The 22,175-nt window shown below is 41.7% G+C and carries 18 protein-coding genes; 7 read left to right on the top strand and 11 right to left on the bottom strand.

Going from position 1 to position 22,175, the window contains the following annotated elements; all coding sequences use genetic code 11:
• Window positions 1-6 precede the first annotated feature (6 nt).
• Window positions 7-1,893, bottom strand: a complete 1,887-nt coding sequence (locus JIG41_RS16770) for a transglycosylase SLT domain-containing protein (RefSeq protein ID WP_075594479.1) — start codon at window positions 1,891-1,893, stop codon at window positions 7-9.
• 194 nt (window positions 1,894-2,087) lie between these two features.
• Here JIG41_RS16770 and fadB point away from each other — a divergent pair, with 194 nt between their 5' ends.
• From fadB to tusA, 3 genes are all read left to right on the top strand, one after another.
• Window positions 2,088-4,247, top strand: a complete 2,160-nt coding sequence (gene fadB, locus JIG41_RS16765) for a fatty acid oxidation complex subunit alpha FadB (RefSeq protein ID WP_036973678.1) — start codon at window positions 2,088-2,090, stop codon at window positions 4,245-4,247.
• A gap of 4 nt (window positions 4,248-4,251) precedes the next feature.
• Window positions 4,252-5,418, top strand: coding sequence for an acetyl-CoA C-acyltransferase FadA (fadA, locus tag JIG41_RS16760; RefSeq protein ID WP_036973680.1), 1,167 nt, complete (start codon window positions 4,252-4,254; stop codon window positions 5,416-5,418).
• A gap of 155 nt (window positions 5,419-5,573) precedes the next feature.
• Entirely contained in the window at window positions 5,574-5,813 is a 240-nt protein-coding gene (gene tusA, locus JIG41_RS16755) for a sulfurtransferase TusA (protein ID WP_036973681.1), read from the top strand.
• A 108-nt stretch (window positions 5,814-5,921) separates the two neighbouring features.
• On the opposite strand, the gene JIG41_RS16750 is transcribed toward tusA, so the two are convergent.
• The 7 genes from JIG41_RS16750 to dnaA form a co-directional block, all read right to left on the bottom strand.
• Window positions 5,922-6,371, bottom strand: coding sequence for a hypothetical protein (locus tag JIG41_RS16750; protein ID WP_036973682.1), 450 nt, complete (start codon window positions 6,369-6,371; stop codon window positions 5,922-5,924).
• A gap of 61 nt (window positions 6,372-6,432) precedes the next feature.
• Window positions 6,433-8,502, bottom strand: a complete 2,070-nt coding sequence (glyS, locus tag JIG41_RS16745; protein ID WP_065978277.1) for a glycine--tRNA ligase subunit beta — start codon at window positions 8,500-8,502, stop codon at window positions 6,433-6,435.
• Window positions 8,503-8,510: 8 nt separating this feature from the next.
• The gene (gene glyQ, locus JIG41_RS16740) at window positions 8,511-9,410 is read right to left on the bottom strand and encodes a glycine--tRNA ligase subunit alpha (protein ID WP_036973766.1); all 900 of its coding nucleotides are present in this window, start codon (window positions 9,408-9,410) and stop codon (window positions 8,511-8,513) included.
• 142 nt (window positions 9,411-9,552) lie between these two features.
• The gene (gene gyrB, locus JIG41_RS16735) at window positions 9,553-11,979 is read right to left on the bottom strand and encodes a DNA topoisomerase (ATP-hydrolyzing) subunit B (RefSeq protein WP_036973684.1); all 2,427 of its coding nucleotides are present in this window, start codon (window positions 11,977-11,979) and stop codon (window positions 9,553-9,555) included.
• 12 nt (window positions 11,980-11,991) lie between these two features.
• Complete coding sequence (gene recF, locus JIG41_RS16730; protein WP_065978278.1) at window positions 11,992-13,086, bottom strand: DNA replication/repair protein RecF; 1,095 nt, start codon at window positions 13,084-13,086, stop codon at window positions 11,992-11,994.
• 6 nt (window positions 13,087-13,092) lie between these two features.
• Window positions 13,093-14,196, bottom strand: coding sequence for a DNA polymerase III subunit beta (dnaN, locus tag JIG41_RS16725; protein WP_075594477.1), 1,104 nt, complete (start codon window positions 14,194-14,196; stop codon window positions 13,093-13,095).
• Window positions 14,197-14,209: 13 nt separating this feature from the next.
• Window positions 14,210-15,598 (bottom strand): chromosomal replication initiator protein DnaA, encoded by a 1,389-nt coding sequence (gene dnaA / locus JIG41_RS16720; protein ID WP_036973688.1) that lies wholly within the window; start codon window positions 15,596-15,598, stop codon window positions 14,210-14,212.
• A 506-nt stretch (window positions 15,599-16,104) separates the two neighbouring features.
• On the opposite strand from dnaA, the gene rpmH reads away from it, so the two are divergent.
• From rpmH to yidC, 4 genes are all read left to right on the top strand, one after another.
• Entirely contained in the window at window positions 16,105-16,239 is a 135-nt protein-coding gene (rpmH, locus tag JIG41_RS16715; protein WP_008488847.1) for a 50S ribosomal protein L34, read from the top strand.
• 5 nt (window positions 16,240-16,244) lie between these two features.
• Entirely contained in the window at window positions 16,245-16,667 is a 423-nt protein-coding gene (gene rnpA, locus JIG41_RS16710) for a ribonuclease P protein component (protein ID WP_036973690.1), read from the top strand.
• Between the two features lie 129 nt (window positions 16,668-16,796).
• Window positions 16,797-17,069, top strand: a complete 273-nt coding sequence (yidD, locus tag JIG41_RS16705) for a membrane protein insertion efficiency factor YidD (protein WP_036973693.1) — start codon at window positions 16,797-16,799, stop codon at window positions 17,067-17,069.
• Window positions 17,070-17,077: 8 nt separating this feature from the next.
• On the top strand, window positions 17,078-18,709 hold the full coding sequence (yidC, locus tag JIG41_RS16700) for a membrane protein insertase YidC (RefSeq protein ID WP_036973695.1): 1,632 nt from the start codon (window positions 17,078-17,080) through the stop codon (window positions 18,707-18,709).
• A gap of 56 nt (window positions 18,710-18,765) precedes the next feature.
• Here the strand turns inward: yidC and JIG41_RS23115 are convergent, their stop codons facing one another.
• From JIG41_RS23115 to JIG41_RS16690, 3 genes are read right to left on the bottom strand one after another with little or no spacing between them, the layout of a single operon-like run.
• Window positions 18,766-19,461: a PepSY domain-containing protein gene (locus tag JIG41_RS23115; protein ID WP_283246081.1), complete on the bottom strand. Its 696-nt coding sequence runs from the start codon at window positions 19,459-19,461 to the stop codon at window positions 18,766-18,768.
• Entirely contained in the window at window positions 19,419-19,970 is a 552-nt protein-coding gene (locus tag JIG41_RS23110; RefSeq protein WP_312000541.1) for a PepSY-associated TM helix domain-containing protein, read from the bottom strand. Before JIG41_RS23110 ends, JIG41_RS23115 begins: the two co-directional genes overlap by 43 nt.
• A 9-nt stretch (window positions 19,971-19,979) precedes the next feature.
• The gene (locus JIG41_RS16690) at window positions 19,980-22,115 is read right to left on the bottom strand and encodes a TonB-dependent siderophore receptor (RefSeq protein ID WP_199525121.1); all 2,136 of its coding nucleotides are present in this window, start codon (window positions 22,113-22,115) and stop codon (window positions 19,980-19,982) included.
• Window positions 22,116-22,175 lie beyond the last annotated feature (60 nt).

Raw genomic sequence — 22,175 nt, 5'->3', positions numbered from 1 at the left:
TTTAATTTAGCCACCCATTTTCATATCGAGAATGGGCGCAAGTACATTACCATCTCGACCAAGGCGGGTGTGATATACCTGCCTGTAAGCGAACACATTTTTAACGTAGTTACGTGTTTCAGTGAAGGGGATCAGTTCAATCCACAACTCAGCAGGCATTGCTTGCTCTGGTAGCCAGCGCTTAATGCGATGATAGCCAGCATTGTAAGAGGCCGTCGCTAAAATTTCATTACCATGATTTTTTTTCTTCAAATACTTCAGGTATTCACTACCAAGACGAATATTAGTACGAGGCTGATAAAGTACACTACGTGACACCGTGCTTTTATTCATATATTTGGCTGTGCTAGGTAATAACTGCATTAAGCCATGAGCATTCGCATGTGAACGAGCATCTGGCGCAAACGAGCTTTCACGACGAGAAATGGCAATACTCCATGCAACATCGATATGACTACGGTTACTGTAGTTTTCGAACAAGTTTCGAAACGCGAACGGAAAACGTAAATCAACGTAATCCCATTCTTTAATTTGTGCCAAGGTATAAATAGTGCTGTCGTACCAATCAAGATCTGCTGCAAGCATTGATGCTGCCAGTTTTTCTTCTTTGGTTGAGGTATCGGTTAAATAATTCCATTCGCGGCGAGCTGCTGTAAAACGATCTAATTCGTACAAAGCACGGGCACGCTTAAAGCCTGGCGCATTCGCAACCTCAAGCTTGAGTTTATCGCTAATATTCAGCTCTTTATTATTTAAACTAACAGGTATACCTAATCGCGCAGACGCAAGAAAACCATAGTAATCACGCTCTTTGGCCACCGTTTGCCAAATTTGTCGCGCGCGCTCTACTTCACCACGCTGATTCAAGCTATAAGCTAACCAGTATTGCTGCCCTAGCGTTAAATTTTCTTTGCCGGTAAAAAAAGCCACAATGCCAGACCAATCTTGTAGCTCAAGCATGTTTGCTAATTGCCACTGCATAAGCTTGCTAGTTTGGCGGTCTTTCGGCACCTTATTTAGCCAAAAGCGAGCTTCTTTGTGACCACTAGATGCTAAAGATAGTGCAAAATTGTAATACACATCAGCCTTTTGCTCGTCAGTGTAGGAGAACATTTTTTCAATCTTTTCCCACGCTCTAAGCGCGAGTTCTTTGTCGCGCCACACCAAACGTCTTACGCCATACAACGCAATTTGCCCTTCTTTGGCTGATTTTTTCTTATAGCGGTAAAGTCCAGCAGACGCGCTCGGGTCTTTGCGAACTTTTAAATATAAGTCAGCTAAATATTGCTCATGTTCGGGTAATAAGGTTTTTAAATAAGGCAATAAACTCGACGTACCGCCTTCTGCGGCCAGTGTGACTCGTTGCCATACGCGATCAGGAGTTTGGTACCCCTTTTTCTTCCACTGCGAAAATAAGCTATCGCACTCTTTAGGTTGCGATTTACCGACCACCCATAAGTCGCTTACTTGATTCATGATGGCATTTTCAGGTGCCCCTAAATCTAATTGAAAGCTTAAATAGGGACACGTCAGCTCATTATTGCTGGTTTCACGATAATTACGAATATACGCCGCTTTTTTATTCTGCTTCTTTAGGTATTCAAGCCACGCTTTTCGAACAGGCCATTCAAGTGGCGTATTTTGATAGACGTTTAAATAGTTTTCGATTTCAGTTTGGTGTTGCAGACTTGGGTTACGCTGCCAATAGGCTTTTTCGACATAAGGTTTTAAGGGATGATCAAGCTCCCCTGTCACCTTTTTCATGTCTTCATAGTCACCGTACCGCGCCTTTTTTTCAGCTTTTAAAAAAGCGTCATGTTTATCGTTGGCACCAGCTGCAAAAAAAGGAAAAAGTAATGCGGCAGCCGTCCAACCAAGAAATTGTTTTTTCATGATGGCCTTTAACAAAAATTAAAGAATTAATAATAAAAACTTCCCCTACACCTTAGCAGCAAACCAGCTATATTTTAACCAATCGCGATAAAGCGCAGTAAATTTTTCGTTGCATTTTTATTTTAAAGCAAGCACACTGATTGAAATGCAAACTCATCGTACCAGTCTTAGTTAATAAACTAGGGAGAATAATAATGTTATATAAAAGCGATTCATTTGAAGTTGCTTTCATCAAGGACAACATCGCCGAGTTTAAGTTTTGTGCTGATGGCTCAGTAAACAAACTTTCTCAGCAAACCTTGCAAGATTGCGCTTCGGCATTAAAAGAATTAGCAGCAAACTCAGATATCAAAGGCATGGTGTTCACCAGCGATAAAGATCACTTTATTATCGGCGCCGACATCTTCGAATTTTTACCGACTTTCACTAAACCTCAAGAAGAATTGGTTGCATGGATCAAAAATGCAACAGACGTTTTTGACGCAATTGAAGATTTACCTTTCCCAACGTTAAGTGCTGTAAATGGCATGGCGCTTGGCGGCGGGTGTGAGTGGGCACTTGCTACCGATTACCGTGTTGCTAGCACTGAGGCTAAAATTGGCCTTCCTGAAGTAAAATTAGGCATTATGCCTGGTTTTGGTGGCACTGTTCGTCTTCCACGCCTGATTGGCGCTGATAATGCGATGACATGGATCACAACAGGCAAAGAAAACCGCGCGAATGATGCACTCAAAGTAGGTGCATTTGATGCGGTAGTTAGTACTAACAAACTTTTAGAGTCAAGTATTGCAACACTTGAGCAAGCTATTTCTGGCAAGCTAGATTGGCAAGCAAAACGACAAGTAAAATTACAACCACTGAAAATGAACCGTGTTGAGCAAGGTATGAGCTTTGCAATGGCCGAAGGCATGGTAATGGGTCAGACTAAAGGTCACTACCCAGCACCTGTTATGGCTGTAAAAACCATTAAAGCAGCGGCAAACTGTGAACGTGCCGAAGCGATGGCAATTGAGAACACGAACTTTGCCAAACTTGCCGCAACGAGCGAAGCTGCTGCACAAACAGGTATTTTCTTAGCCGACCAATACATCAAAGGTAAAGCGAGGAAACAAGCCAAAAACAGCGAGCTTAAAATTAAACAAGCGGCTGTATTAGGCGCAGGTATTATGGGTGGCGGTATTGCATACCAGTCTGCTTATAAAGGCACGCCGATTGTCATGAAAGACATTAATCAAGATGCGCTTGATTTAGGTATGGGCGAAGCCTCTAAATTACTTGGCAAAAAAGTACAACGTGGCCACATGGCAATGGACAAGATGGTTGCCACGTTAGGTAAAATCAAACCGACGCTAAACGATGCTGACCTTCAAGGTGTTGATATTGTAGTTGAAGCCGTTGTTGAAAACCCTAAGGTAAAACAAGCTGTTTTATCGGGCCTTGAAAAAGACCTACCAGAGGGCACTATTTTAACGTCAAACACATCAACTATTCGTATAGATGAGTTAGCCTCAGCGCTTGAAAAACCAGAAAACTTCTGTGGCATGCACTTCTTTAACCCAGTGCCAAAAATGCCACTTGTCGAAATCATCCGTGGTGAAAAGACATCAGAAGCAACAATCAATGCAGTGGTTGATTACGCCTTAAAACTAGGTAAATCACCTATTGTTGTAAACGACTGCCCAGGTTTCTTTGTTAACCGCGTATTGTTCCCTTACTTTGCAGGCTTCAGCAAACTTGTTGTTGAAGGCGCTGATTTCGCCAAAGTAGATAAAGTAATGGAAAACGTGTTTGGCTGGCCAATGGGTCCTGCATATCTGCTTGATGTTGTGGGTATTGATACGGCTTACCACTGTACAGGCGTTATGGCTGATGGTTTCCCTGAGCGAATGGCTCGCCAAGAGAAAGATCCCGTTTCTGTATTTGCTAATGAAAAACGTTTTGGTCAGAAAAATGGGGCTGGTTTTTACCAATATGCACCAGACCGCCGTGGTCGCTTGAAAAAGGCACACGATGCAAAAGCGGTTGAACTTTTAAGTGCTATTACCGATGCACCTAAAGACTTCGACAAGCAAGAAATCATTGACCGTTGCATGGTACCGATGATCAACGAAGTACTACTTTGTCTTCAAGAAGGTATTGTAGCGTCGCCGCAAGAAGCAGATATGGCGCTCATTTACGGTATTGGTTTCCCTCCATTTAGAGGCGGTGCATTCCGTTACTTAGATCAAACTGGTTTAGCAAACTTTGTTGCAACAGCAGACAAATATGCTCACCTAGGTGCGATTTACCAAGTATCAGATGAAACTCGCAAATGGGCCGAAGAAGGCCGTGTATTCTATAAGGTGGAAGGATAAGAACATGAATAATCCAGTAATCGTAGATTGTATCCGCACACCAATGGGCCGTTCAAAAAACGGCGTATTCAAACATAAACGTGCGGAAGATTTAAGTGCTCACTTAATGAAAGGTTTGTTAGAGCGTAACCCAGCCGTAGACCCAGCATCGATTGATGATATTTACTGGGGTTGTGTGCAGCAAACTCTCGAGCAAGGTTTTAACATTGCCCGTAACGCAGCATTATTAGCCGGTATCCCACACTCAGTACCTGCAGTAACAGTTAACCGTTTATGTGGCTCATCAATGCAAGCATTGCACGATGCGGCACGCGCTATTATGACGGGTGCGGGTGATACTTATATCATCGGGGGTGTTGAGCATATGGGTCATGTACCGATGACTCACGGTAATGATTTCCACCCTGGTTTATCAACGTCTGTTGCACAAGCTGCAGGTGTTATGGGCTTAACAGCTGAGTACCTTGCAACGCTTCACGGCATTAGCCGTCAGCAGCAAGATGAGTTTGCTTACCGCTCACACCAACGCGCACACGCTGCGACTGTTGAAGGTCGTTTCCGTCGCGAGATCCTACCGATGGAAGGTCACGACGCAGACGGTTCATTAATTCTTGTTGAAGACGATGAAGTAATTCGCCCAGAGACAACTGTTGAAGGTTTATCTCAGCTTCGTCCTGTGTTCAACCCTGCATCAGGTAGCGTAACAGCAGGCACTTCATCTGCACTGTCTGACGGTGCATCAGCCATGCTGGTAATGAGCGAAGAAAAAGCCAAAGAACTTGGTTTACCTATTCGTGCGCGCATTAAATCAATGGCGGTTGCAGGTTGCGATCCTTCTATTATGGGTTACGGCCCAGTTCCAGCATCACAAAAAGCGCTTAAACAAGCGGGTATCACAATTGATGATATCGATGTTGCTGAGCTTAACGAAGCGTTTGCAGCACAATCACTACCGGTATTAAAAGACCTCGGTCTGATGGATGTAGTAGATGAAAAAGTGAACCTTAATGGTGGTGCAATCGCGCTTGGTCACCCACTTGGTTGTTCAGGCTCTCGTATCAGCACAACGCTTGTTCACCTAATGGAAGACAAGAATGCAAAATACGGTTTAGCAACCATGTGTATTGGTCTAGGCCAAGGTATTGCAACTGTATTTGAGCGCGTTGAATAACACGCTCATTAGCCGAACATCTTGGTGATAAAAAGGTGTACTGACACGCGCAGTACACCTTTTTTATTTGCTTTGAATTCGGTTATTGAAACCAGTAGTGATTGAAAGCTAAAATAGCCCCTTACTATTCGTTACTTTCATTTTATAGGTCTGCCATGAGCTTTGATAATCCCGATCACCAATTAGATGCACTTGGCCTTCGTTGTCCAGAACCGGTGATGATGGTGCGTGGTGCTGTGCGCAAAATGAAAGATGGCGAGACTTTACTTATCATCGCTGATGACCCATCAACCACCCGCGACATTCCCAGCTTTTGTACCTTTATGGATCACACACTCGTGGCGAAAGAAGTAGAGCAAGCACCGTATCGATACTTGGTGAAGAAAGGATTGTAGGCTACGAGCTACGAGCTACGAGCTACGAGCTACGAGCTAAAAAATAAAATCAGAGTGGGCTTTGTCAACTTTGATGTAAATAATCAATCGCCCACTCAACACTTAGCGTTATTTTTTCGTGACTGTTACTTTTGGTTGATTGCTATTGCGGTAATCAAAACTCACTACATAAACCCCTTTTGCCGCAGGTTTAAAGCTGAAGTAGTTATAGATTGTGTTGCAATCGGCGCTTGCAGCCTCACCTAAAATGAGTGCTTGACCTGCTGGGTCGGTATCACTGAAACCACAGTTATAGCCTTGGCTGAAATCAGCATCGGCGACTTTAAACTCATACACTTTGCCAGGTGTAGAAAACTTCACATCCGTTTGAAAAATCCCCGGAGCAACTTGGTAAAATTGGTACTGAGGTTCTGCATCCCACAAGGTAAAGTCACCCCGTAAATACATGGTACGGTCTAAGTCTTTACTGGGCAGAATATCATCGATATTCGGCATTTGAATTTGGCTAGAACATGCCGTTAATAAACCAGCCAAAGCTAAAGTTAGTATACGTTTCATAACTGTTCCTCTTTTACAAAAAAGCCAGCACTGAGCTGGCTTTTATTAACGTGTGTATTACTTACTTCTGCAACACAGAAATATCAGCAATATCTAAAAACAGGCGGCTTAACTGGCTTAATAATGCTAAACGGTTTTGCTTAACCGCGTCGTCATCGGCCATTACCATGACGTTATCAAAGAAGTTATCGACACTCTCACGGATACCCGCTAGTTGTGATAACGCTTCTTGATAATCGCCGTTAGCATAAAGTGGTGCAAGCTCTACAGAGAACTTAGCAACATGAGACGCGAGTACTTTTTCTGCGTCATCACTTAATAGGCTCTCATTTACATCACCTTGCGTTGTGATGTCATTCTTAGCCAAGATGTTGCTTACACGTTTATTTGCTGCTGCAAGCGCTTCTGCTGCGTCTAATGTACGGAAGTGACTAACGGCTTTAACACGACGATCGAAGTCAACCGGTTTAGTTGGACGACGCGCGAGTACAGCTTGAATAACATCAACCTCAATCCCTTCATCTTGATACCATGCACGGAAGCGACCTAGCATAAACTCAAACACATCCGTTGAAACATTTAGGTTTGTTAGCTTTTCACCAAACAAGCTTTGTGATTTAGCAACAAGGTCTAGAATGTCCAGTGGTAGTGACTTTTCAACCATGATACGCAACGCACCAATGGCTGCACGGCGAAGTGCAAATGGGTCTTTGTCACCTTTCGGTGCTTGGCCAATGCCAAAAATACCCACTAGCGTGTCGAATTTATCAGCAATAGCAACAGCACAACTAATCACATTCGTTGGTAGGTTGTCGCCTGCAAAACGTGGCATATATTGCTCATTTTGCGCCAGTGCAACTTCTTCGGCCTCACCATCGTGACGTGCGTAATGCATACCCATTACACCTTGTACGTCAGTAAACTCCATGACCATTTCAGTCATTAAATCTGTTTTACTTAAAAGACCAGCACGTTTTGCAAGTTCTGCATCAGCACCTAACTGCTCAGCAATGTAACCAGCAAGTTCACTAATACGCTCTGACTTGTCTTTAAGTGTACCAAGTTGCTTTTGGAATAATACCGTGTCTAATGATTCTAAACGGCTCTCAAGTGTTTTCTTTTTATCGGTTTCAAAAAAGAACTGTGCATCGGCTAAACGTGGACGAACCACCTTTTCGTTACCGGCAATAACCACACTTGGATCTTTACTTTCAATATTAGAAACAAACAGGAACTTGTTAAGTAAGTTGCCTTCTTGATCTAGTAGTGGGAAGTATTTTTGATCATCCTTCATGGTGTAGATAAGCGCTTCAGCGGGTACATCTAAAAAGGCTTCTTCGAAGGTTGCTGTTAGCGTTACTGGCCATTCAACAAGTGACGTTACTTCTTCAAGCAAGTCTTCATCCATCGCAACTTTTGCGTTGACAGCAGCCGCTGCAGCTTCAATTTGTTCACGAATTTGTGCTTTACGCGCTTCGAAGTCAGCCACGACATACGCAGATTTTAGTACATCAAATACTTCGTCAGCGTGATTGATAGTGACCTTTTCTGGGTGGTGGAATCGGTGACCTTGTAGTTGGTTACCTACTTGCTTACCAAGGATTTCACCTTCGATTAGTGTATTACCAAATAAAATCGTTGCCGTATGTACAGGGCGAATAAATTGCGTTTTATTCGCGCCCCAACGCATTGGTTTCGGGATCGGTAATTTAGCAAGCGCTTTGTTTACCGCATCACTCATTAACGCGGTGGTTGCTTGGCCTTCAACGTGTGCTTTATGAAGTAGCCATGCCCCTTTGTCTGTTTCAACGGTTTCGGCGTCGCTTACATCAATACCACAACCACGTGCCCAACCCATTGCAGCTTTGGTTGGGTTGCCATCGGCATCAAATGCTGCCGCAACAGCAGGACCACGTTTTTCTACAACCTTGTCACTTTGTTTTGCTTCAAGTGCTGTAACGCGTAAACCTAAACGGCGCGGTGAGGCATACCAATTTACGCCTTGATGGGCTAGCTCTAAACTTGCAAGCTCTGCTGTTAAGTTTTCAGCAAACGACTCAGCAAGTTTACGAAGTGCTTTTGGTGGCAATTCTTCAGTGCCAATTTCTACTAATAAATTTTCTGCTGACATGCTAATTCTTAATCCTTACAAAGCGGGAAACCAAGTGCTTCACGTGCATCATAGTAACTCTGTGCGCACGCTTTAGATAAAGCACGTACACGTAAGATATAACGTTGACGTTCGGTTACTGAGATAGCGTGGCGCGCATCTAATAAGTTAAACGCGTGTGACGCTTTCATTACTTGCTCGTAAGCAGGTAGCGGTAAGCCAGCCTCAATTAGCTTTTGACTTTCTTTTTCGCAGTGATCAAATTGAGAGAATAAGAATGCAACGTCAGCTTGTTCGAAGTTATACGCTGATTGCTCAACTTCATTTTGATGGAATACATCACCGTATGTAACACGGCCCATTGGACCATCTGCCCATACTAGGTCATAGATACTATCTACGCCCTGAATATACATCGCTAAACGCTCAAGACCATAAGTAATTTCACCTGTTACTGGAGAACACTCAAGGCCACCTACTTGTTGGAAATAAGTGAACTGAGTCACTTCCATGCCGTTTAACCAGATTTCCCAACCAAGACCCCATGCACCCAGTGTAGGTGATTCCCAGTTGTCTTCTACGAAGCGCACTTCATCAGTTAGCGTATCAATTCCCACAGCAGCTAACGAGCCTAAGTAGAGCTCTTGAATGTTTTCTGGTGATGGCTTTAATACCACTTGGAATTGGTAGTAATGTTGTAAGCGGTTTGGGTTCTCACCATAACGACCATCAGTTGGGCGACGGCATGGTTGAACATACGCGCTCGACATTGGCTCTGGGCCAATAGACTTTAAGAAAGTTAACGGATGAAATGTCCCTGCTCCCACTTCCATATCGAGTGGTTGAGCAATCACACAGCCTTGCTGTGCCCAATAGTCCTGTAAAGCCAGGATCAAACCTTGAAAGGTTTTAACGTCATATTTTTGCATATTTGGCTTATAGTATCTGGTGCGTTTAGTCTGAAAATTGCTCTCAGTATACCTTGTGTGCAGTAAGGTTTTAAGCAGTTTGTGCTTTTTCAGCAATAAAAAAAGGAGCCAATAGGCTCCTTTCTTCATCATGTGTTTTAGCTTATACGTCTAGGTTTACTACACGTAGCGCGTTCGTTTCAATAAATTCACGACGCGGCTCAACTTGGTCGCCCATTAATGTTGCGAATAATTGGTCAGCAGCAACGGCATCTTCAATTGTTACTTTCAACATACGACGAGCACTAGGATCCATGGTTGTTTCCCATAACTGATCTGGGTTCATCTCGCCCAGTCCTTTATAGCGCTGGATATACAAGCCACGTTTAGACTCACTGATTAACCACTCTAATGCATCGACAAAGTTATCAACTGGAATTGTTTTTTCTCCACGTTGAATATAGGCGCCTTCTTCAAGGATATTAGCAATGTTTACACCTGTTACAGCGATACGCTTATAATCACGTGAAGTAATGAAGTCGTAGTTTAATACGTGTGCTTTATCTACGCCGTGCTGACGAATATTCACTACAGGGTAATATAAATTACGCTCAGCATCATGTTCTGTTCCAGCATGGAAAATAGTCGCATCTTCATCGCGAGCAATTAAGTCATCAACTAATATGTTAGTCCACTCTTTTACTTTCGCTTCATCTGCAAGGTCAGCTTCTTTTAACTCACTTTGATAGATTAAACGTTCCATAACCGTGTTCGGGTATTTACGTTTTAAGCGCTCAATCACTTTTACCGTGTTTTGATAATCGTGAACAATAGACTCTAATGCTTCACCTTCGAGTGCGGTTGCACCCTCACTTGTGTATAGCGCAGCGTTATTTAACGCCAATGATGTTAAGTAATCAACAAGTGCTGGATCGTCTTTTATATAACGCTCTTGCTTACCTTTTTTCACTTTATAAAGTGGTGGTTGTGCAATATAAATATAACCACGTTCTACAATTTCTGGCATTTGACGGTAGAAGAAAGTAAGTAATAGTGTACGAATGTGAGAACCATCCACGTCCGCATCGGTCATGATAATGATACGGTGGTAACGCAGTTTTTCTGGATTGTATTCGTCACGGCCAATACCACATCCTAATGCGGTAATAAGAGTCGCAACTTCTTGCGAAGAAAGCATTTTATCAAAACGTGCTTTTTCAACGTTTAATATTTTACCTTTCAATGGCAAGATTGCTTGGTTTTTACGATTACGACCCTGCTTAGCTGAACCACCCGCAGAGTCACCCTCCACTATGTATAATTCAGAAAGTGCAGGATCTTTTTCTTGGCAGTCTGCTAACTTACCCGGTAAACCAGCTAAATCCATAGCGCCTTTACGACGAGTCATTTCACGTGCTTTACGCGCTGCTTCACGCGCTCGTGCTGCATCAATAATTTTGCCAACAACAGTTTTAGCATCAACAGGGTTTTCTAATAAAAACTCTGTTAGTTTTTCTGCCATGGCTTGTTCTACAGCAGATTTAACTTCGCTTGATACTAATTTATCTTTCGTTTGTGATGAGAACTTAGGATCAGGAACTTTAACACTCACAACGGCTGTTAAACCTTCACGAGCATCATCACCCGTGGCGTTGCTTGTTGTTTTAGCTTTTTTATTAAAGCCTTCTTTTTCCATGTAATTGTTTAGTGTACGCGTAAGTGCAGCTCTAAAGCCAGCTAAGTGCGTACCACCATCACGTTGTGGAATGTTATTTGTGAAACAGTAGATGCTCTCTTGGAAACCATCGTTCCATTGCATAGACACTTCAACATTAATGCCGTCTTCTTCACGCTCATGCGTAAAGTGGAAAACACTTTTATGAACAGGTGTTTTGTTGCGATTTAAATACTCAACAAAGGCTTGAATACCCCCTTCGTATTTAAAATGGTCTTTTTTCGCTTCTTCACGCTCATCGGTAAGAATAATACTTACGCCCGAATTCAAGAAAGACAGCTCACGTAAACGCTTCGCTAAAATATCGTAGTGGAAGTTTAGGTCAGTGAATGTTTCACCGCTTGGCCAGAAACGTAATTCAGTGCCTGTATCAGTCGCGTCACCAATAACAGCTAATGGTGCATCTGGCACACCCATTGTATACGTTTGTTGATGAAGTTTACCTTCGCGACGGATAGTTAACTTTAGCTTTTCCGATAAAGCATTTACAACAGAAACACCTACACCGTGTAAACCGCCCGATACTTTATAAGAGTTATCATCAAATTTACCACCAGCATGAAGTACCGTCATGATAACTTCAGCAGCTGATACACCTTCTTCTTCATGGATTGAAGTAGGAATACCACGACCGTTATCTCTTACAGAGACTGAACCGTCTAAGTGAATCGTTACATAAATATCATCACAATGACCAGCTAAGGCTTCATCGATAGAGTTATCAACAACCTCAAACACCATATGGTGTAAGCCTGTACCGTCATCGGTGTCCCCTATATACATTCCAGGACGCTTTCTTACTGCGTCTAATCCTTTAAGTACTTTAATACTCGACGAATCGTAATTCTCAGACATGGTTAATCCCACTTATCTTGTTATTAGGTTGCCATGTTTCACGTGGAACATTTTTAGTTCTCGTTGCATGGGTTCCACCACAGCAGAAATACTTTCAGATAAAATAGATGAGATAAAAAGTTGTGAATCGCAATGCGATAAAAGCTGACCCACTTTTTCCTTTGTATCTTCACCTAACTCCGAAGGTAAGTCATCTATTAGCAATATAGATTGCTTATCAGTTTCTGATTCAATTAAGCTATTTTGCGTTACTTTCAACGCATAAAGCAAGAGCTTCAATTGACCGCGTGAAAATGTATTTTCCACACTATTACCAGAAACACTAAAACTAAAATCAGCTTTATGCGGGCCTTTGCTTGTGAAACCCTGTTTGGCATCACGTTCAAAGCTCTGTTCAAGAGCCTCTGAGAGCGATTCGCTCTCTTTCCAACCCGCGTTAAAGCTAATTTCTAAATCGCGTATAAGCGTTAATTCTGCACACATTTTATCAAAAAATTGCTGCTTAAACCTACTTATATACGCGATTCTTAAATTATTTATTTGTTCTGCTAGTCTAACAAATTCTTTGTCCCAAAACTTGATCTGCTCGAAATAATTCCTAGGTTTACTCTTCAGCAATGCATTACGTTGTTTTAATACTTTATTGAATGATTGCCATAAATAAAAAAAGTCATGTTCCACGTGGAACAATCCTAAATCTAAAAATTTTCTACGCTCTTTTGGTCCACCGAAAAATAAAGAATAGCTTTCAGGTGTAATCACTTGCACAGGAATTAGCTGCGCCAACTCTGAGATCTTTCGACTCGTTTTACCCTGGATCTTTAATGATGTTTCACCCGCTTGGTTTTTACTTATACCAATCGGAATCGACAAGTCATGTAATGCCTTACGACCATGAATAACAAACTTGTCTTGCTGATGTTGAATGATACTTTTATGCTTGGCGGTTCGAAATGATTTACCATGTGAAAGGAAATAAATAGCCTCTAAAAGGCTGGTTTTTCCGCTGCCATTTTCGCCATAAATAATATTAATTCCATTTATCGGCTCAAGTGTCAGCGCCTCAATATTACGAAAATTATTGAGGCTTAAATGACTTAAACTCATAAAAGGTTATAAGCGCATCGGCATAACAACATACATCGCTTCTTCGTCACCAGCACCTTCTATTAGCGCGCTACTGTTTGAATCTGCAAGGGTAAAAGTGACATCTTCTGTTTTTAATGTATTCAAAACATCGAGTACATACGAAACATTAAAACCAATTTCCAGCTCACCACCTTGATACATAACCTCAACCACTTCTTCTGCTTGCTCTTGCTCAGGGTTATTGGCAGTTATTTTCAACAAGCCATCAGAAAGATTTAAACGCACACCACGAAATTTCTCATTCGATAAAATAGACACACGTTGAAATGCGCTGCGTAACCATTCTCTATTGGCAGTAATAACTTTATCGCCACCACGTGGTAATACTCGGCGGTAATCAGGAAAACGACCATCTACCAATTTACTTGTAAACGTAAACTCGGTATCAATAATACGAATATGATTAGCGCCAAATTGAATTGTTACTAACTCATCATCAGCCACCATTAAACGCATGATTTCTTGCACACCCTTGCGTGGAATAATAAGCTGACGCTGTGTATTAAGCGACTGAGCTAACTGCTTTTGTGCAATCGCTAAACGGTGACCGTCTGTTGCCACTGTTTTAATGTCGGCATTGTCGACTTCAAACGACATACCATTTAAATAATAGCGTACGTCTTGGTTCGCCATTGAAAAATGAGTACTTTCAAGTAGTTTACGTAACTCTACACGGGTTAACTGAAACTCAACTTCGCCATCCCATTGTTCAAGATTCGGAAAATCTTCTGCAGCTAATGTGGTCAATGAAAAGCGACTTTTACCACTGGTTAGTAATAACTGATGATCTTGGCTACTTAAAGTAAGTTCAGAGCCATCGGGTAAACTTTTACAAATATCGAGTAACTTTTTAGCTGGCAAGGTTAATTTTGTATCTGCGGTGTCTTCACCTACAAATACGCTTGCTACTAACTCAATTTCAAGATCGGTACCCGTCATTGATAGTTGTCCATTTTCTACAACTAACAGTACGTTCGATAAAATCGGTAAGGTGTGCTTGCGTTCAATCGCACCCGACACTTGAACTAAAGGTTTTAAAAATTGCTCTCTTGATATTGTTATTTGCATAATAAAGTCAGCCTTAAGATGACAAGGTTCTTATTAAGTTTTGATAATCTTCTTTCACCTCGTGACTTTCATCACGCAGTGATTTAACTTTACGACAGGCATGCAGTACCGTTGTATGGTCACGCCCGCCAAACGCATCACCAATCTCAGGTAAACTGTGATTAGTGAGCTCTTTAGATAAAGCCATAGCAACCTGGCGCGGTCGTGCTACAGAACGACTGCGGCGCTTAGATAATAGGTCTGAAACACGAATACGGTAATACTCTGCGACTGTGCGCTGAATGTTATCGATGGTTACGAGCTTATCTTGCAATGCGAGTAAGTCGCGCAACGCTTCTTTTACAAAATCGATTGATATTGGACGACCGGTAAAATTCGCATTTGCAATCACACGGTTTAATGCCCCTTCTAACTCACGCACATTTGAACGTAGTTTCTTGGCAATAAAAAAGGCCACTTCATGCGGTAAATTAATTTTACTCTGCTGCGCTTTTTTCATCAAAATAGCAACGCGCGTCTCAAGCTCAGGAGGCTCAATGGCAATAGTTAACCCCCATCCAAAGCGAGACTTAAGGCGATCTTCAACCCCTTCTATCTCTTTTGGATAGCGGTCTGAAGTTAATATAATCTGTTGATTTCCTTCAAGTAATGCATTGAAGGTATGGAAAAATTCTTCTTGAGAACGTTCTTTATTAGCGAAAAATTGGATGTCATCAATCATCAATGCATCAACGCTTCGGTAATAACGTTTAAACTCTTCTATTGCGTTATTTTGAAGTGCTTTAACCATGTCTTGGACAAAACGCTCGGAATGCATATAAACAATTTTTGCATCCGGTTTATTCGCCATGATGCCATTACCTACAGCATGCAATAAATGCGTTTTACCTAAACCTGTACCGCCATAAATAAACACGGGATTAAAGGCAGACCCTGGGTTGTCTGCAACTTGAGTTGCGGCTGCTTTTGCTAGCTGGTTTGATTTACCTTCAACAAAACTATCAAACGTATAATTTTCTTTAATGTTTGATTTATAACCCGATTTTGGTGCAGGTTCTACATTCGCTTTTTCAGGTTTGGGCTGTTGTTTCTCAGATGTGTGTTGAGCACTAACAGGAGCACTCGCAGCTGGCACGGCGGCTTGCGCATTTAAAATAGGTTTACTGCCTACGTCAAAACGTAACTCGGGCGCTTCATCACCACAAATTTCAACGAGCAGTTCATTTATACGGTTTAAATACTTTTCTCTCACCCAATCAAGAACAAAACGATTCGGCGCATATATAGTTAACGTATCTTCGGTACTTTCTGCTTGTAGTGGTCTTACCCACATACTGAACTGCTGTGACGGCAGTTCATCTTGCAATACATATAAACAACTTTGCCAAACCGACAGATACACTATTAAACTCCCAGAGATTTAATTATTATTCCCGTTCATCTTTAATGATGGAAAATCATACATTTATTACTAATCTTTGACCAATTTTCTTGGCCTAGACCGAGTATTATGAAGGCACTTTATCCACAAGTACAAGATTGATTTTTCTGAAAAATATGATCTCGTCTTCACAAAAAGACAACCGCATGATTTTTATAGGGTTTATTTTTTACATCCGAATAGTGATCATAGCAAATTCGCAGCTAGATCGCGATTAAATTCTACGATCTAATTTGCTTTTCCCAAGCTTTTATTCACTTTTTATACAGAGGCTGTGGAAAACTTCTTATTTATGATGATCCTATATGATCGAGCGACAGGATCCTTTATAATTACTGTGTTAGCCGTGTAATTATGATTGACTTTTGTTGTCTTCATCTATAATATCTCGCGCTCGCAATGGCACCTGTGCCAGGATCGCGACCTGCATAGGATGTTTTAACCTTAACCGATCGGATGGAATTGTTATGAAAAGAACTTTTCAACCTAGCGTTTTAAAACGCAAACGTACACACGGTTTCCGTGCTCGTATGGCAACAGCAAATGGCCGTAAAGTATTAGCTCGTCGTCGTGCTAAAGGCCGTAAAGTTCTTTCTGCTTAATATAAGTGGAAGACTTTAGCTTCAGCAGGGAGTTACGTTTGTTAACTCCCTCGCATTACTCTCGCATATTTAATGAACCAGCTCGCGCTGCGACTCCTTTCTTTACCTTATTAGCAAAACCCAATGACCAAACAAGTCCTCGACTAGGTCTTACTGTCGCTAAAAAACGTGTTAAAAAAGCCTGCCAACGTAATCGTATTAAACGACTTGCTCGCGAAAGTTTTCGTTTAAATCAACACAAAATCGATAACATTGATATTGTGCTTATGGTTAAAAGTGGCATTGATGAGCAGTCAAACGAAGAGTTAACAAAACAATTAAATAAATTGTGGCGAAAAATTAACGAACGCTGCAAGCCGGGTGCACCAAAACCACCCCCTTTCAAAAAACGCCCTAATAAATCAGCAAAATCTAATAAACAAGCCTGATATCAATAGAATTACGGGCATAATTAAGGTATCTTTAGCTCACCTTTTAATCATGCATTTAAAATTCTATCTTGGGAATTTAAATTCATGGTATTCCATTGACTAAATTAACGCAGGGGCAGACACACCATGAGGTTACTTAAACCACTTGTTGCTATTCCAAAGCGCTGTTTAGTCATGCTAATTCGTGGCTATCAAAATTGGATAAGCCCGCTATTAGGTCCACATTGCCGCTTTAATCCAAGCTGTTCTCATTATGCTATTCAAGCAATTAATTTGCATGGAAGTGTAAAAGGCAGTTGGTTAGCAGTTAAACGCATATTAAAATGTCACCCTTTACATGCAGGTGGGGATGATCCCGTTCCTGCAAAAAATCATATTAACCACCAACACGAGAAATAAGAGCTGTTATGGAATCGCAACGCACGTTTTTATTAATCGGCTTGATGCTTGTGTCGTTTTTATTATTCCAAGAGTGGAATAACGACTACAATGCACCAAAAGCTGATCCAAGTGCCACAACACAAACACTAGGCGCAACAACATCAGAGTCAGATGACTTTATTCCAGCATCATCTGACGGTGAAGTTCCTGTTGCTACAACAGCAAAGCGCTCAGTTATTGATGTAACAACTGATGTCTTCACTGTAAAAATTGACACCCGCGGTGGTGACATTATTGAAGCAGACTTACTTCAATACGAAGAGACAAAAGGCAGTGATACACCTTTTATGCTACTTGGTGAGTTTGACGGTAATCAATACTTCTCACAAAGTGGCTTAATTGGTTTAAACGGCCCAGATGCAACTGTTGCTGGTCGCCCTGTTTATAAAACCACACAAAAATCGTTCACCTTAAATGGCGATGAGCTTCGTGTACCACTCGAGTTTACCGACAGCAAAGGTGTGACATTTACCAAAACTTATATCTTCAAGAAAGGCGACTACGCTGTAGATTTAGAGTACACGGTAAATAACGTAACAGCGGATCCGATTCAAGTGCAGCTTTACACGCAAGTGAAGCGTACAGTACAAGATAAAGGTAGCTTAGTTGATCAAAACTACTTAGGGGCTGCATACGGTACTGAAGAAGAGCCTTACGAAAAATACAGCTTCTCTGATATGGCCGACAAAAACCTAAATGTTACGACGGCTGGTGGTTATATTGCGTTTATTCAACACTACTTTGTAAGTGCATGGGTTCCACAGCAAGACCAACAAAATACGCTATACAGCAAATTAGTGGCTGGTAATGCTGCCATCATTGGTACTAAAGGTGAAGCTGTTAACGTACAAGCTGGCACACAAACAACCCTTGCTTCGACTTACTATATGGGCCCGAAAGAGTCTGATGTACTTGAAGCAATTCACCCAGACTTAGACCTTACGGTTGATTACGGCTGGTTATGGTTCATCTCGCAACCATTATTCGTGCTACTTAAATGGTTGCACAGTATCCTAGGTAACTGGGGTCTAGCTATCATCGCTATTACTGTCATTGTTAAATCTGCAATGTACCCACTGACAAAAGCACAATACACGTCAATGGCGAAAATGCGCGCATTACAACCTAAAATGGCTGCACTAAAAGAGAAATTTGGCGATGATCGTCAAAAGTTCGGTCAAGCTATGATGGAAATGTACCGCAAAGAGAAAGTAAACCCGATGGGTGGCTGCTTACCGCTTTTACTACAAATGCCAATCTTCTTAGCACTATTCTACGTATTCTTAGAATCAACAGAATTACGCCATGCTGAGTTTGTATTATGGTTAACTGACTTATCAGCGAAAGACCCATACTACGTATTACCAATTTTATTTGGTGCAAGTATGTTCATCACACAAAAGCTGCAACCGATGACGGTTCAAGATCCAATGCAGCAAAAAATGATGACGTTTATGCCGGTAATCTTCTCTGTATTCTTCTTATGGTTCCCATCTGGCCTTGTACTTTACTGGTTAGTATCGAACCTTATCTCTATCGCGCAGATGCTTATCATCTACCGTGGAATGGAGAAAAAAGGCATTAAAGTAAGAGGCTAAAACCCTTACGCACAAAAAAGGCGACTTAGGTCGCCTTTTTTAATGCCCAGTTATTTTTAACCGAGTACAGGTGCATAAAGCTGCTTTGGCACGCTACGTTCACTAACGCTAACGCTTGTTATTACCACAGAGCCTATAACCAAGCCTATGGCTATATAACCTGATACACCTAACCAGCTAGAAACGGTTGCTTTGCGTTTAACTCTCAGCCAGCTCATGTAAATTCCAACACCACTAACACCGCTCATCAAGCTACCAAAAATAGCCCAAATAAACTTTGTGCCTAGACCTGCAAAGTTTCCAAAATGCAGTGGATCAGCGGTGTCTTTTATACGTGGAACAAACGGCAAGTCTTGCCCTTTTTGAATGCCTAACACGGCCCCTGTGCTTGCATTTATATAGACGCGATTAGCGCGTAGGCGTAGTAAAATATCGTTATTATAGCCACGAACTTCGATAGGCTGTGCTGCTTTTTGTCCGTAACCAATATAACGAATATCTAAACTAGGAAAAGCCTGTTGTGCTGCTTCGTATGCGGCCGTTAAAGATATTGGCATCATATTACTTGTCGACGCGCTTTGTTTTAGCGCAATAACCTTTGTAGGTTCTGCAACATAATGATCTACTTTGGCTGTTTGCAATCCATGCTCTATCAGATACCAAAGACCCGTTACCGCCATAACAGCAATAAACCACGTACTCCAAAGTCCTACAAGCTTATGCCAGTCTGCCCAACCATTGCGTTTATGCAATAAAAGTGGGGCTGGCTTTTTAAGAAAGCCTTGCCACCAGCGTCGGTAAAAAAAAAGCTCGAGACCAGTAATATAAGTACTAAGATACTTAAGCTTGTCACAATCAACTTACCAGTCCAGCCCATGGATAAATTCATATGCCAGTTACGTAAAAATCGCGATATTCGTGCCCACTCTCCTTCTCCTAATACTTCTCCTGAGGCAGCATCAAGATAAACAAACCGAAATGTATCATTAATTTTTAGCGCAACTTCTGTGGCTAAATAATCTTGCTTATGACTATGGATATACAGTACTTGTGCATTGGGATAATGCTTATTAAGACTGGATTCTATCGCGGGATAGTTAGTCATGGGTGAAGAGCTTAAAGCACGATATTTACTCTCAGTCAGGTACTCTATCTCGTGACTAAGGGTTGCTAACGTACTGGACACACAAATAACAAAAAGCAGGACCCCAACAACGAGTCCTGCCCACGAATGTAAGTTAAACCACTGCTTAGCGCTCACACGCCACCATTAAAAGCTGTATTTAGCACTTAAATAAACACGGCGTGGCTCACCGGGAAAATGCCCCGTACGTTCAATAAAGCCACTGCTTGCATATTCTTTATCAAACACATTTTTAACTGATAGCTGCCATTGCCAGTTATTTAAGGTCGTTTGCCATGCCATATTGTAGATAGTGTAAGGTTGAACACGTTGTCCGCCCAAGCAAAGCTGCTCATCAACATAGTCTAAACCTGCAGAAATAGATGACGATACGCGAGGTAGTTCATAGCGTGTCCAAATACCCAGGGTATTTTGCGGCGCATTGGCAAACTTATCACTGTTAGGAATTTGATTACGTATGCTGTCATTGGCTTTAGTGATACGGGTATCATTATAGGCATAACTTGCTGTCACTACCCAACGCTCGGTAATATCACCAACCACTTCGAGTTCAAACCCTTTACTTTGCACTTCGCCGACGGCCACTAAATCATCAACCCCATCGCCTGCAACATCACCCAACAAACTGGGTTGCAGAATATTTTTGCGCACAATGTCATAAGCGGCCATATTCACAGCTAAGCTATCATCAACAAGCTTCGTTCTTAAGCCCACCTCATTTATACGACTTGTTTCAGGAGCAAAAGGTCCGCCCTTGGCTGTTTCTTGATCGCTGGCACTTTGTGGTACAAAACCAGTACCATATAAGGCATAAGGAAAGAAAGTATCATTAATATTGTAACTGGTGCCGACACGATAAGTGACATCGCTATCAGAAAACTCGGTCTGATTTAACTCATCTTTGTCTTCAAAGCGATCGTATCTTAACCCTGCGGTTATGCTCCAGTTGGCAGTGACATCAAGTTGGTCTTGCACATAAGCACCAAAGCGTGTGCTATGAGTACTGCCAAGTCTGGGTGTAATAGCATTGAGATCATAATCATCGCGAGACGTTAAACCATACACGGGATCTTGAAGGTCAAGCCCAGGGACAGGCCCTCCTTTACTTTGTTGCGTAGCTGTGCGGTAAACACTTTCGAAATCATGCTCATACCAATCACTACCAAATAAGACTTGGTGTTGCATATTAGCAAATATAAACTCAGCTACCGCATTAGCGGTTAAGCTAAACCCTGTATTTTCACGAAGTTGATCACGAAATTCGCGGTGACTCCAATCAACAATGCCATCGCCATTGGTATCCACAAGCCCTCTTGGCTCATGGTAATTTTGCACTTCTTTATTATCAAAATAACGTGCTGTAATATCCGTACGCCATACATCATTAATGTCGTGTTTTAAAATAGCTTGATAAACATGCGCCTCAACATTTTGGAAATCTGTCGCTTCATTATGATTCCAGCTAATATCCGTAATAAAATGCCCATTATCATCAGCAGGCACCCCACGAAGGCGTGCTCCCCCTAATTCTTGCTCTATATACGTATATTGCGTTGTAAGCTCTGTTGCGCTGCTTATCAGCCAAGTATAACCAAGATCAACAATCGTATTATCACTGCTGGTATTAGCGCGAAATGGCTTTTCTGAATCACGATACAAACCAACACGATAAGCATGATTATCTAATGAGTCACTCAAGGGCCCTGTACTTTCTAATGCGCCACTAATAAAGTCATCATTACCAAGCTCGACTTCAATACTGTGCTTTTCAGTAAAGGTTGGCTTCTTGGTTACATAATTAATAATGCCACCTGGATTACCGCTACCGTATATAGCACCCGCAGGCCCTTTTAACACCGCAACTTGTTCAATATTAAATAATTGTGGAACGGCAAAGCCGTTGAATGGATCGCCTTTGACACCATCATATAAAATTTCATCTTGGCGAAAACCACGAAATGTTACACCTGAATAACTAAAACCATTTACACCGGCGATATTACTGTATAAATCGGTAATCTGTCGGGCAGCCTGATCGTTAATCAGCTCCTGTGGCAAAATTTGAATAGACTGTGGGATCTTTTCAATCGGCGTATTAGTGCGGGTCCCGAAGCTTGACTCGGTTGGTCGGTATAAAGAAAAAGCACGCCCTATTACATCGATTTTTTCGATTTCATTTTGATCTGACGTTTGTTGATTCTCAGCAACTGAAAAACCAGAAAAACTCGCGAGAACAGCCAATAATAAAGGAGAGTAGCGCATATATTTTTAAATTATAAAGTAAGATGCAAATATCTTAATGAATATAATTATCATTTGCAA

This window comes from Pseudoalteromonas sp. bablab_jr011 (assembly GCF_016464045.1).
Lineage (GTDB): Bacteria > Pseudomonadota > Gammaproteobacteria > Enterobacterales > Alteromonadaceae > Pseudoalteromonas > Pseudoalteromonas lipolytica.
The sequence above is the reverse complement of the archived record's forward strand: the minus strand, read 5'-3'. Positions and strand labels throughout refer to the sequence as shown.